Raw genomic sequence first — 12,235 nt, forward strand, 5'->3', positions numbered from 1 at the left:
GAGGAACGAAGCAATCCTCTACATGCTAAGTCCCACATTGTTCGGGATTGCTTCGTTCCTCGCAATGACGGTTTAATTAGTATTAGTGGCGTTTTACACCTTCACCTCCCAACCTTTTTCATATTCGCGGCTCCAAAGCTTTTGGGCTTCGGGGTCATTCAGGATATGGCCGTTGGTTGGGTTAATGTGCAGCACACGGTCAACCCGGTATGATGTATTGCCCAATTGCGGCAGCAGAGTTGATTTAAAACCAATCTCAATGGGGCAGTTCAGCGGTGCTAGTCCCCTTACCCCATCAATAAAATTTTTCAGGTGAAAACCATCAAGCGCCTCGGTGGGGCTTACTTTGTTGGTGCCATCAACTTTGGTATCATCTTTAACTTCTTTCACCAGCTTGTTATCGCCATCGTAAACCTGGTAGCCGTTGCCGCTACCGTAAAACAGGGTGCCTTTATCGCCGTAAAATACCACCCCGCGACTTAACTGCTCAATATTAAAACCATTGCTACTGCGGCTTTCCCACTCAGCAGCTGTATTGTTTGGGAAGTTGTACAGGATATTCTGGGTATCGGGCGTTTGCCAGTCATCATTAAAATGGAAACGGCCACCGGTTGATACTACTTTGTTAGGATAATCAACACCCAAACCCCAGCGGATCACATCCAGCTCGTGGGTACCATTATTGAGCGCCTCGCCGGTTCCCCAGTTCCAAAACCAATGCCAGTTATAGTGGATAAGGTTATCCTGGTAGGGCTTACGTGGGGCCGGGCCCTGCCACAGATCGTAATTCAGATTAGCAGGCACAGGCACTTGTTTGCCATGGCCAATGCTTAACCTGTGGTTGGTGTACCAGCCTTTGGCATAATAGGTACGACCAATGACGCCATCGTGCAATTCCTTAACCATAGCCTGCACGTTGGAGAATGAGCGCCGCTGACTGCCCATTTGCACCAGGCGATTATATTTTTTGGCGGCTTCAACAGCCATCTCGCCCTCGTGCGGGTTATGGCTGCAGGGCTTTTCAACATAAACATGTTTGCCAGCCTGGCAAGCCATAATGGTGGCCGGGGCGTGCCAATGATCGGGCGGGGCAACAACTACGGCGTCGATATCCTTTATTTCCAGCATTTTGCGGATATCGGTAATACCTTTTGGCCGTTTGCCTGTTATTTTATAAATTTCTTCAATGGTTTTGTCAACTACTTTAGAGTCAACATCGCAGATATAACCTATCTCTACATTAGGAATTTTAGCATAGCTCTGCGCCAGGTACAGGCCGCGGCTATTGGTGCCCATGGAGCCTAAAACTACTTTTTCGTTGGGCGAACCTTTGAAAAAACCAGCTGCCTTTGAAAGTTGGGGCGCAAGTAAAAAACTTGTCCCGGCAACTGACGTATTCTGAATGAACTGTCTTCGGTTAAGCATAGGTAAATGGTAAATTGGTTTACAAAACTTTGCCCGTTGGGCGCTTGCGGGCAAATTAGCTAAGTTTTGCAAAGCTTCGAAGAAAACAGGCTATTTTTTTTGAATACCATTGTAATTTAACTGTTACCTCAACCCGTTATCATCTCAACCGGCTGGCCTGGAAACAAAAAACAAGCCGGCAGGAAGCTGGCTTGTTTTTGCAAAGGATAATGTTTAGGAGCATTAAATTATTAACTGTTTACTTTGTAAAAATAGAGATCCCTTGTTGTTATCAAATTAGTAGAAACACGGTATTTGAGTGGTTTTTACACGTATTTTTACGTAACTAAACAGAATAATTCAAACGCCCGCAGCTACGGGTTTAACCTGCCGCTATAAATGTTTGTAGACAATGATATTAGTATTGTATTGGCGGAGGTATAAGTTGTGGATTTTGAAGTTGGTGCCAGTACGGATATATCGGCGCTAAATCGCTGGCGGCATCAAGTTTTTTAACCTGATCGGTAGTTAAGTTCCAGCCAACGGCGTCAAGGTTTTGTATTAATTGTTCCTCGTTACGTGCGCCTATAATAATGTTGGCAACGGTTGGCCTTTGCAATAACCAGTTAATTGAAATTTGCGCCACAGATTTACCTGTTTCCCCGGCAACTTCTTCTAAGGCATCAACGATGTTGTACAGGCGATCAAAGTTGGTTTCGGGTCCATGAGCGCCGCCTTGCACGGTTCTTGAATCTGCCGGAATGGGCTGCCCCCTCCTGAATTTACCACTCACCTTGCCCGATGCCAATGGGCTCCAAACTATGGTACTCACATTTTGATCAATGGCTAAAGGCATCAACTCCCATTCAAACTCGCGGTCTAACAACGAATAATAAGCCTGGTTGGCAATGTATCTGCTCCAGCCATAACGTTCAGATACCGATAGCGATTTCATTAAATGCCAACCCGAAAAGTTTGAACAGGCAATGTAACGTATTTTACCACTTGTTACCAGGTCATCAAGCGCGCGCAGGGTTTCTTCAACCGGGGTTGTGGCATCAAAGCTATGCATGTGGTAAACATCTATATGGTCTGTTTGTAACCTTTTAAGGCTATCTTCTGCCTGTTTTATCAAATGCTGGCGCGATGAACCATAATCATTAGCATCGTCGCCCATCGGAAGCGTGGCCTTTGTGCTGATGAGTACCTGGTTACGCAGACCTTCCAATGCCTTGCCCAATATTTCTTCAGATAGCCCCCTTGAGTATATATTCGCTGTATCAAAAAAGTTAACACCAGCGTCAAGGCATAAATTAATCAACTTTTTGGCCTCATCAACCTGTGTATTACCCCAGGCTTTAAAAAATTCGTTACCACCGCCAAATGTGGCCGTTCCGAAACTTAATACCGGAACCCTCAATCCCGATGCTCCTAATTGTCTGTATTCCATAGTGTAATTTTAAGCAGAAAGTTTAAAGCAATAGGCCCAGGACCTTTATCGCATATAACAAAGCTAAAACATCTGTTTCTGTAGCGCGGATATGGTACATCATCATTTTGTCATTTGTGGCCTGCGATAATAAAAGGCTAAGCTACCCGCAGCTATATTGACTCATGATCCTATTCGCAACCCCAATCAGGAACCCTTCTAAATAGCAAATAGCCCCTTTAAAGGCCACCGCATTGGTTAACTTTGCGCCAAAATATAACTTATGGCAACAACCAAACTTACTATCAATAACAACGGATCTGTAAAAATCGATGGCGATTTTGAAATTGTAGATATGCAAGGCAACAACTATGGCTTACAGGGCAGAACAATAGTTTCTATTTGCCGCTGTGGCTTATCGGCCAACAAACCATTTTGTGACGGCTCGCACAAAGGTCATTTTGAGCATGATGCAATCGCTTTTGATTTGCCTCCAAAAAAAGTATAATTCGTTAAATAACGGGCACCGCTACTAAGCCGGCGCATTAACTGTTTTTTTATAACAAATGGCTCTTACGGAGCCATTTGTGTTATTATACCCGTAAACTTATTTACATAGTGTATATTTATAGTAATGAAACAATATTGTATCCTGTTAATAATAATTGTAACCGGTTTAAATACATTAGCCCAACAACCTGATACCATCTTTCTCAAAAACCTGCTACAATCTCACCCCGAGTTATTTCAAGGCATCCTTAATCATCCAACGCATAACGAAGTACAGATCCTGTACACGCAGATCAACCGCGACAAGAATAACAAACCACATTTTAAGTCATACAGTTACCGGCTTAATCCAAAACGATATTTTTATCCGGCAAGTACGGTAAAACTGCCAACCGGCATTTTTGCGCTCGAGAAACTAAATGAGCTTAAAATTAAGGGCCTTACCAAAAGCTCGGCAATGATAACCGACAGCGCTTTCGCAGGCCAAACTAAAGTTAAAACAGACACATCGTCGGCCAATGGCCTGCCATCAATAGAAAACTATATAAAAAAAATATTGCTGGTAAGCGATAACGATGCATATAACAGGCTTTATGAATTTGTGGGCCGTGAAGAGATTAACAAAAAATTAAAAAAATACAAGCTCAACAATACCCGCATTATTGGCCGGTTGGCGATAAATGATACCGGCGAGGGTACCAAACACGCCAATCCTATTGATTTTTACAATGGCGATAAACTGGTTTACCAAAAACCAGCGTTGTTTGATGGCAATGATTACCCTATGCAACTGGATAACATGCTGCAAGGAAAAGGCTACCTGGATAAAAACGACAGACTGGTAATGCAGCCCTTTGACTTTAGCCAGAAAAACGTTTATACCATTGCCGACCAGCAAATGGTTTTAAAACGGTTGCTTTTCCCCGAAGCTTTCGCTGCGGAACAACGCTTCAATTTAACACTGGCAGATTATCGGCTTATCTACAAGTATATGAGCATGTTCCCTCCAGAAAGTATCAAACCTACCTATAACCGGCCGCAAAATTATCCTGTAATGAGCAAACTGTTGTTTTATGGTGCTGATAGTACCGCAGTGCCCGATGCCAACATCAGAATTTTTAATAAATACGGCGACAGCTATGGCTACAATATTGATAACGCATATATAGTTGATTTTAAAAACAAAGTGGAGTTTTTACTTACCGCCGTTGTGCAATCAAACGAGGACGGTATTTACAACGATAACAAGTACGAATACGCCACGGTATGCCTCCCTTTTCTGAGAAACCTTGGGCAGGTAATTTACCAGCACGAATTGCATCGACCAAAGAAACACCTCCCTGATTTAACCAACTTTAAATTTAATTACCATACGGTTAAATAAAATACGATTCAATAAAACTTACCATGCCATGTGTTGTTTAGTTTTAGTACCATTTAAACAAGCACATGGCAACTACCATAATCGAATACAAAGATAATTTTCCCATACTTTATGGCGACGACAGGGTAAACCTGAACTGGCCGGAACGTTATACATCTATCATTGGTGGTGTAAAACTCGGCTGGTCGGGCTTTAAGAACATTTTCTCGAGCCCGTTTTCAAGTGTTTTAAAAATTGGCGCGGGTGGTTACCTGTTAAACCGCGGCCTTACCGGGCATTGTGAGCTTTATAAGCGCATCGGCAAGCTTTCTACCAGCCCTATCAACGTTAATATCCGGTCGTCGTTCACGGTAAATCAACCAAGGCACAAAGTTTATAATTTTTGGCGCAAATTGGATAACCTGCCGCTATTTATGAAACACCTGGAAAGTGTGGAAATTATTGACCCTAAATATTCTTACTGGGTTTTAAAATTACCCGCCGATATGGCAACCGTAAGCTGGCATGCCGAAATTGTAAAGGATGAGCCAAACGAAATGATAGGCTGGAGCTCGTTGCCCGATTCGGCCATTAATAATGCAGGCAAAGTACGTTTCCAGGATACCATCGACGGAACCGGCACTGTAGTTGATATCGTTATCAGTTACCAGCCACCCGCGGGCGGCATAGGCGCCGGTATAGCTCAGGTACTTAACCCGTTGTTTAAAAACATGGTTGACAAAGACGTACAAAACTTTAAACAGTATATGGATCTTGATAACGGATTCGAAGCATCTTTTGATACGTCTGAAGTTATTATCATATCTTAAAGGCTGTCTAAATTTGATTTATGAATGGTTATGTTTCTTATGAAGCACATATCCATGCGTCATTGAGGTACGAAGCAATCCCCTACACGCTAAGCCCTGAATAGTTCGGGATTGCCTCGTACCTCGCAATGACGATAGTTTAGAACATTCGTTCAACGATTTTTTGGGGTTTTACCTTATAGATACTCAATGACGGTCTGATTTTTTTATTTTGGATAGCTTCTTAAAAGCATTAAAAAAGCCGTCTTGCAAAACGCAAGGCGGCTTTTAAATTCAAGGGCAAAGCGCCGGTGAATGTTATTATTTTACTGCATCAATAACGGCTTTGAAAGCATCAGGATGATTCATCGCTAAATCGGCCAATACTTTACGGTTTAAACCGATTTCTTTTGCTGCTAATTTACCTATTAATTGAGAGTAAGAAATTCCGTGCTGACGGGCACCGGCGTTGATACGCTGGATCCATAAAGCCCTGAACTCTCTTTTCTTGGTTTTACGGTCACGATAAGCGTACTGTAAACCTTTTTCTACTGTGTTTTTTGCAACGGTATAAACCTTGCTGCGTGAACCCCAATAACCTTTGGCGAGGTTCATGATCCTTTTCCGGCGTCTTCTCGACGCTACTGCGTTAACTGAACGTGGCATGTTGTTTGATTTTGGTAGTGAGTGCCTGCCTTTACAGCCGAACTTAAAACTCTAATACCTGGTTAAAAAAATTGTGAATTACTTTCCGATGCAAAGCATGCGTTTAACATTGCCGCAATCAGCTTTTGAAACTAAGCTGGTGTGGCCAAGGTTACGCTTACGTTTAGTCGACATCTTGGTTAAGATGTGGCTTTTGAATGCATTCTTCCGAGTGATTTTACCTGTTCCAGTAAGCTTAAAGCGCTTTTTAGCACTGGAATTGGTTTTCATTTTTGGCATAACTATTATTTATTTGTGTTAGACGTTGTACGTAATACGTTTTACGTGAACGTTTTATTTTTATTAAAATTCAATACGTATAACGTTGAACGTCAAACGTAAAACCTACTTTTTAGCAGCTTTAGGCGCAAGGGTTAAAAACATCCTTTTACCTTCAAGCTTTGGTAACTGCTCCACTTTACCTACATCCTCCAATGCCTGAGCAAAACGGAGTAATAATATCTCGCCCTGCTCTTTGTAAACAATGGCACGACCTTTAAAGTGTACGTAAGCCCTCACCTTTTCGCCGGCTTCCAAAAACTTAATGGCATGCTTTAATTTAAATTCAAAGTCATGGTCATCAGTATTAGGCCCAAAACGGATCTCCTTTATAACAGTTTGCTTGGCATTGCTCTTTATCTCTTTAAGCTTTTTCTTCTGCTCGTAAATGAACTTGTTATAGTCCGTTACTTTACAAACCGGAGGTACGGCGTTCGGAGATATTTCAACCAGGTCAAGTTCCTGCTCCTGCGCTATAGCAAGGGCATCTCTTAATGAAAAAATACCTTGCTCTACGTTATCACCTACAAGGCGAACTTCCTGAGCCCTAATGAATTGATTGATGTTGTGTTCAGCTTCTTTTTTCTTAAAAGGAAGCCTTGGTCCTCTATTGAAAGGTTTGTTTAATGCCAAGTTATACTTTTATTTCTTTAATTATTTGTTCTTTAAAATCTTCTATGCTCATACTTCCCAAGTCTCCCAAACCATGTTTCCTTACAGAAACCATGCCTTCAGCAGCTTCTTTTTCGCCCACTATCAACATATAAGGGATCTTTTTGACTTCAGCATCGCGTATCTTGCGTCCTATTTTCTCATCCCTGAAATCAATCAGCCCGCAAATATCGGAATCTTTTAACACATCAGAAAGTTTTTTTGCATATTCCTCGTATTTTTCTGATATCGGCAAAATAATAAATTGCTCAGGAGATAACCAAAGCGGAAAATTACCCGCGCAATGCTCAATCAATACGGCAATAAAGCGTTCCATTGAGCCAAACGGCGCCCTATGGATCATTACCGGACGGTGTTTCAAATTGTCGCTGCCGGTGTATTCCAACTCAAAACGCTCTGGTAAATTATAATCTACCTGGATGGTTCCTAATTGCCATTTACGACCCAAGGCATCTTTCACCATAAAATCGAGCTTAGGGCCATAAAACGCGGCCTCACCCAATTCAACTACAGTGCTTAAGCCTTTCTCGGCAGCGGCTTCAATGATCGCGCTTTCGGCCAGGGCCCAGTTGTCGTCTGTTCCGATGTATTTGGCTTTGTTCTCCGGATCGCGTAGAGAAACCTGCGCTGTATAATTTTCAAAGCCTAAAGCTTTAAATACGTATAATACGAGGTCAATTACTTTTTTAAACTCTTCTTTTACCTGATCTGGACGGCAAAATAGGTGAGCGTCATCCTGTGTAAAGCCACGCACCCGTGTTAAGCCATGCAACTCGCCGCTTTGTTCATAACGGTATACTGTACCAAACTCGGCAAAACGAACCGGCAGATCTTTGTACGAACGAGGCTTTGTTTTATATATTTCGCAATGGTGAGGGCAGTTCATTGGTTTCAAAAAGAACTCCTCCCCTTCCTGCGGGGTTTTTATTGGTTGAAATGAATCGGCCCCGTATTTTTCATAGTGACCAGATGTTACATACAGATTTTTGTGGCCGATGTGCGGTGTAATTACCTGCTCATACCCGGCTTTAATCTGTGCCTTTTGCAAAAAGTTTTGCAGGCGTTCACGCAGGGCGGTTCCTTTTGGCAACCACAAAGGCAATCCCATACCTACTTTTTCAGAGAATGCAAACAGTTCCAGTTCTTTACCTAATTTCCTGTGATCGCGCTTTTTAGCTTCTTCAATCATGTGCAGGTATTCGGTAAGCTCGCTGGCTTTAGGAAAAGTAACTCCGTAAATACGGGTTAGCTGCTTACGTGTTTCGTCGCCGCGCCAGTAAGCGCCGGCCAGGCTCATTACCTTCACCGCTTTTATAAAACCGGTGTTTGGGATATGCGGACCACGGCACAAATCGGTAAAGTTACCTTGTGTATAAAAAGTGATCTCGCCATCGGCCAGGTCTTTGATCAGGTCGAGCTTGTACTCGTCATTTTTTTCAGTAAAATACTCGACAGCGTCGGCTTTACTTACAGGTTTGCGGATGTATTCTGATTTGGCTTTGGCCAACTCGATCATTTTATCCTCTATCTGCTTAAACTCATCGCTCGATAAAACTTTGTCGCCAAAGTCTACATCATAATAAAAACCTGCTCCTTCTTTAAGCGCCGGGCCGATACCAAATTTGGTGCCCGGGTAAAGCGCCTCCAAAGCCTCGGCCAATAAGTGGGCTGATGAATGCCAGAAAGTTGACTTACCTGAAGCATCGTTCCAGGTTAATAATTTAACGTGCGAATCCTTTTCGATAGGGCGGCTGGAATCCCAAACCTCGCCATCAACCTCGGCTGCTAATACGTTACGTGCTAATCCTTCAGAGATCGACAACGCGATCTGGGCAGAAGTAATCCCCTTGTCGTACTGACGAACGGAACCATCGGGAAGTGTAATACTAATCATCTACAACTATGATTTAAAGTTTATAAAATTACGTTTGCACAATCACCTACAAAGTGATTGTATATTTTGAGGTGCAAAAATAGGATTATTTTTAGGATTTCGGAATTGGGAATTTCGATTTCGGATATGTAAATGTTTATTTGCTAATAAAAGGTTTGTGAATTATCGTGGCCTTATTCATGGTTTGTTGTAGACGGCGATTTCTGATTCAGCAGTACTTATAAGGCTGGCTACGATTTATAACGCGTTCAAAAAATATACCGGCTATAAATTTCATCCTGGATAGTTTTTTGTTTATTTTCAGTTCGTTTAATCAACTTCATTTCCACAACCTTAATCGCACCAAACAATGATTATTTACGGCACCAAAGCTACCCATCGAAAAACCGATTTTATTGCAGATGCTTGCCCGGCCTGTGGCACCGGTAATGTAATGCAGATGAATGTGTTTCAACGGTACGCGCATGTGTACTGGATCCCCTTTTTTCCAATCGGCAAAACCGGTGTTTCGCAATGTACCAACTGCCAGCAGGTGTTAAAATTCGACCAGATGACGCCTTCGCTCAAAATGAGCTATTACAATATTAAAAAGCATACCGCGATACCTGTGTGGACATTTTCTGGTGTTTTTATCATCGCGCTGATAGCAGTAGGCGTAACTATTTCCAGCAGGCAAACGGCAAAAAAGGTAAGCAACATGATTACCTCCCTCAAAAAAGATGACATCCTTCAGGTTAAATTAAAGGATAATGCATACACACTAATTAAGGTTAACAGGGTTGTTGGCGACAGCATATATTGCGTTACCAATAAATATCAAACCAATTTGGAATCGGGTATCGACGACTTGAAAAGCAAGGAATTTGAAACCGAAGAAGACGGAATGAGTATAGCCGATTTAAAAGCGATGGACAAAAAAGAGCAGATACTGGATATTGAAAGAAATTAAACTACCCAATACCACAAGCACACATCTTGATATTCTCAAACAAATTAAATCCCCATCAAATCCAGCCTCACACATTCCCCCAGCCCAACGCCAAAACATCAGCAAGGTGAATAGTGCGTATAGGTAAGCTGTTTTTATCTATATAAGTTTGCAACTGCATTAAGCAGGAGGCATCTGTCGAGATGATATATTCTGCACCGGCGGCTAAAGCATTATCTACTTTTTGTTGGGCCATAGCCGTGGAGATGGCTTCAAACTTAACGGCAAACGTGCCGCCGAAACCACAGCAGGTTTCATTGTCTTTTAGTTCAAGCAATTCCAGGCCCAATACCTTGGAGAGTAATTGCCGCGGCTCGGTCCTGATCTTGCATTCGCGCAATGCTGCACAACTATCGTGGTATACGGCTTTGCCATCCAACTCGGCGCCGAAGTAATCAAACTGGAGGATGTTTACCAGGAAATCCGACAGCTCGTAAATATTACCCTGTATGGCGCGGCATTTATTGTGCAGGGCTGTATTGGTAAATAAACCGTTATAGTAATTTTTCACCATACCGGTGCACGATGCCGATGGCGTAACGATGACGCTATCTTCCGAAAAATCATTCAGGAATTTACTGCCCACTGCTTTGGCATCGTCCCAAAATCCGGCGTTAAAGGCAGGTTGCCCGCAACAGGTTTGGTTAGGGTTAAAGCTAACCTTACAACCTGCCTTTTCCAGCACTTTTATGGTATTAAAAGCAGTATCAGGAAATAATTGATCTACAAAACATGGTACAAACAGCTCTATCTTCATCGGCACAAATTATTCGGCGCTAAATTCCGCATTTTTTTGAATGCTTCTTTCGGCTTTCAGCAAAGAAAACAATAAAATTAATCCTACAATAAAAAATATAGCTAATACCAACACAGAATTACGCGGACTGCCCGTTATTTCTTCAAAAAAACCGAAACTGAATAAACCACCAACTATAGCCAACTTTTCAGTAACATCATAAAAGCTAAAGAAAGATGCGGTATCCGGAATATTTTCGGGCAGGTATTTGGAATACGTTGAACGCGACATGGATTGAATGCCCCCCATAACCAAACCTACAATTATTGCAATAACATAAAACTGGCTATGGGTTGTTGTATAATAAGCGGCAATACAAACCATTATCCAAATGATAACTGTACCAATCAAAACCCTGACGTTACCATATTTACCAGATAACCTTGACATTAGCGTTGCGCCGGCAATGGCAACAAGCTGAATAATAAGAATAATGGTAATTAAAGCTGAAGTATCCATTTTTAATTCCTTGGCGGCAAAGCCTGTTGCCACCAGCATAATGGTTTGTACCCCCATGGAGTAAAAGAAAAATGCGGGCAAAAACCTTTTGAGTAATGGCATCTTTTTTACTTTTTTCCAAACATTGCCTAACTCAATAAAACCGCCTTTAATTATATTATGATTGTGGGGTACCGCATTGGGGCTTCCTTTGGGTAACACCACAAACGGAATAATAGCAAAGCCCATCCACCATAAACCAACCAGTAAAAATGATAAGCGGGGCGCAAAACTACTATCGGTAATCCCAAACCATTCTGGCTTTTTAACAAATACAAAACAAACTATCTGCAGCAATACACTACCGATATAGCCATAAGTAAATCCCTTTGCGCTTACTTTATCCTGCATGTCAACGGTTGCAATTTCTGGTAGGTATGAATTGTAAAACACAAAACCACCACTATAACCAATTGCCGCGAGGGCAAATGCAATAATACTTGCCTCAATAGGCTGATGTGGTTTAAAATAAAATAAATAACAGCACGACAACGAGCCTATAGCGGTAAAAAATTGCATAAAAAGCTTTTTATTACCCTTGTAATCGGCTATCGACGACAATATGGGCAATAATAAAACCATGATCATGTAGGCTGTTGCCAAAGCATAATCTGATAAGGCCGTGTTTATAAAACTTTTGCCAAAAAAGGCGACCCTGTTTCCGTTAGCCGGATTGGCGGTTATAGCCACATAATATGCCGGAAAAATTGTTGAGGTGATGACCAGGTTATAGGCCGAGTTAGCCCAATCAAAAAATGCCCAGGCCCGGATGGTTTTCTTGTTATTCTTGGTTTCCATTGATACTTTAAAAGTAGGAAAAAAGAGTTAAGAATCAAGAGCCGCGAAGAATCAAGAGTCAAGAGCCAAGACAGGATTTGTTGTAATTGT

Annotated in this window: 12 protein-coding genes; 4 read left to right on the forward strand and 8 right to left on the reverse strand. The window is 42.0% G+C overall.

All coding sequences use genetic code 11. The features are described from left to right. Positions 1-93: 93 nt before the first annotated feature. Entirely contained in the window at positions 94-1,425 is a 1,332-nt protein-coding gene (locus FSB76_RS31690; protein ID WP_147060719.1) for a Gfo/Idh/MocA family protein, read from the reverse strand. A gap of 397 nt (positions 1,426-1,822) precedes the next feature. Next, a complete protein-coding gene (locus FSB76_RS31695; RefSeq protein WP_147060721.1) occupies positions 1,823-2,854 on the reverse strand; it encodes an aldo/keto reductase in 1,032 nt (343 codons plus the stop codon). Positions 2,855-3,116: 262 nt separating this feature from the next. Between FSB76_RS31695 and FSB76_RS31700 the strand changes: the two genes are divergently transcribed. The 3 genes from FSB76_RS31700 to FSB76_RS31710 all read left to right on the forward strand — a co-directional run bounded on the left by FSB76_RS31700 (position 3,117) and on the right by FSB76_RS31710 (position 5,536). Next, positions 3,117-3,341, forward strand: a complete 225-nt coding sequence (locus tag FSB76_RS31700; RefSeq protein WP_090647357.1) for a CDGSH iron-sulfur domain-containing protein — start codon at positions 3,117-3,119, stop codon at positions 3,339-3,341. A 126-nt stretch (positions 3,342-3,467) separates the two neighbouring features. Continuing rightward, positions 3,468-4,727 carry a serine hydrolase gene (locus FSB76_RS31705; RefSeq protein WP_147060723.1) on the forward strand — a complete coding sequence of 420 codons (1,260 nt, stop codon included), beginning with the start codon at positions 3,468-3,470 and terminating at the stop codon, positions 4,725-4,727. A gap of 65 nt (positions 4,728-4,792) precedes the next feature. Next, positions 4,793-5,536 (forward strand): SRPBCC family protein, encoded by a 744-nt coding sequence (locus FSB76_RS31710; RefSeq protein ID WP_147060725.1) that lies wholly within the window; start codon positions 4,793-4,795, stop codon positions 5,534-5,536. A 300-nt stretch (positions 5,537-5,836) separates the two neighbouring features. Here FSB76_RS31710 and rplT read toward each other — a convergent pair whose 3' ends face one another. From rplT to thrS, 4 genes are all read right to left on the reverse strand, one after another. Beyond that, complete coding sequence (gene rplT, locus FSB76_RS31715; protein ID WP_076369188.1) at positions 5,837-6,181, reverse strand: 50S ribosomal protein L20; 345 nt, start codon at positions 6,179-6,181, stop codon at positions 5,837-5,839. Between the two features lie 78 nt (positions 6,182-6,259). Continuing rightward, positions 6,260-6,460, reverse strand: coding sequence for a 50S ribosomal protein L35 (gene rpmI, locus FSB76_RS31720; protein WP_147060726.1), 201 nt, complete (start codon positions 6,458-6,460; stop codon positions 6,260-6,262). 105 nt (positions 6,461-6,565) lie between these two features. Continuing rightward, entirely contained in the window at positions 6,566-7,132 is a 567-nt protein-coding gene (gene infC / locus FSB76_RS31725) for a translation initiation factor IF-3 (RefSeq protein WP_090647343.1), read from the reverse strand. 1 nt (position 7,133) lies between these two features. After that, entirely contained in the window at positions 7,134-9,065 is a 1,932-nt protein-coding gene (thrS, locus tag FSB76_RS31730) for a threonine--tRNA ligase (protein WP_147060728.1), read from the reverse strand. A gap of 349 nt (positions 9,066-9,414) precedes the next feature. Between thrS and FSB76_RS31735 the strand changes: the two genes are divergently transcribed. Beyond that, positions 9,415-10,014 (forward strand): hypothetical protein, encoded by a 600-nt coding sequence (locus FSB76_RS31735; RefSeq protein WP_147060730.1) that lies wholly within the window; start codon positions 9,415-9,417, stop codon positions 10,012-10,014. A 67-nt stretch (positions 10,015-10,081) separates the two neighbouring features. Here the strand turns inward: FSB76_RS31735 and FSB76_RS31740 are convergent, their stop codons facing one another. Next, positions 10,082-10,810 (reverse strand): (Fe-S)-binding protein, encoded by a 729-nt coding sequence (locus FSB76_RS31740; RefSeq protein ID WP_147060733.1) that lies wholly within the window; start codon positions 10,808-10,810, stop codon positions 10,082-10,084. Between the two features lie 9 nt (positions 10,811-10,819). Continuing rightward, the gene (locus FSB76_RS31745; RefSeq protein WP_147060735.1) at positions 10,820-12,145 is read right to left on the reverse strand and encodes an MFS transporter; all 1,326 of its coding nucleotides are present in this window, start codon (positions 12,143-12,145) and stop codon (positions 10,820-10,822) included. Between the last annotated feature and the right edge of the window lie 90 nt (positions 12,146-12,235).

The sequence above is a fragment of the Mucilaginibacter ginsenosidivorax genome (assembly GCF_007971525.1).
GTDB lineage: Bacteria > Bacteroidota > Bacteroidia > Sphingobacteriales > Sphingobacteriaceae > Mucilaginibacter > Mucilaginibacter ginsenosidivorax.

Coding starts and splice junctions, on each gene's coding strand:
- FSB76_RS31705 (WP_147060723.1), top strand. CDS start 3,468: ATGAAACAATATTGTATCCTGTTAATAATAATTGTAACCGGTTTAAAT.
- FSB76_RS31745 (WP_147060735.1), bottom strand. CDS start 12,145: ATGGAAACCAAGAATAACAAGAAAACCATCCGGGCCTGGGCATTTTTT.
- thrS (WP_147060728.1), bottom strand. CDS start 9,065: ATGATTAGTATTACACTTCCCGATGGTTCCGTTCGTCAGTACGACAAG.
- FSB76_RS31740 (WP_147060733.1), bottom strand. CDS start 10,810: ATGAAGATAGAGCTGTTTGTACCATGTTTTGTAGATCAATTATTTCCT.
- FSB76_RS31700 (WP_090647357.1), top strand. CDS start 3,117: ATGGCAACAACCAAACTTACTATCAATAACAACGGATCTGTAAAAATC.
- rpmI (WP_147060726.1), bottom strand. CDS start 6,460: ATGCCAAAAATGAAAACCAATTCCAGTGCTAAAAAGCGCTTTAAGCTT.
- FSB76_RS31735 (WP_147060730.1), top strand. CDS start 9,415: ATGATTATTTACGGCACCAAAGCTACCCATCGAAAAACCGATTTTATT.
- FSB76_RS31710 (WP_147060725.1), top strand. CDS start 4,793: ATGGCAACTACCATAATCGAATACAAAGATAATTTTCCCATACTTTAT.
- FSB76_RS31690 (WP_147060719.1), bottom strand. CDS start 1,425: ATGCTTAACCGAAGACAGTTCATTCAGAATACGTCAGTTGCCGGGACA.
- FSB76_RS31695 (WP_147060721.1), bottom strand. CDS start 2,854: ATGGAATACAGACAATTAGGAGCATCGGGATTGAGGGTTCCGGTATTA.
- rplT (WP_076369188.1), bottom strand. CDS start 6,181: ATGCCACGTTCAGTTAACGCAGTAGCGTCGAGAAGACGCCGGAAAAGG.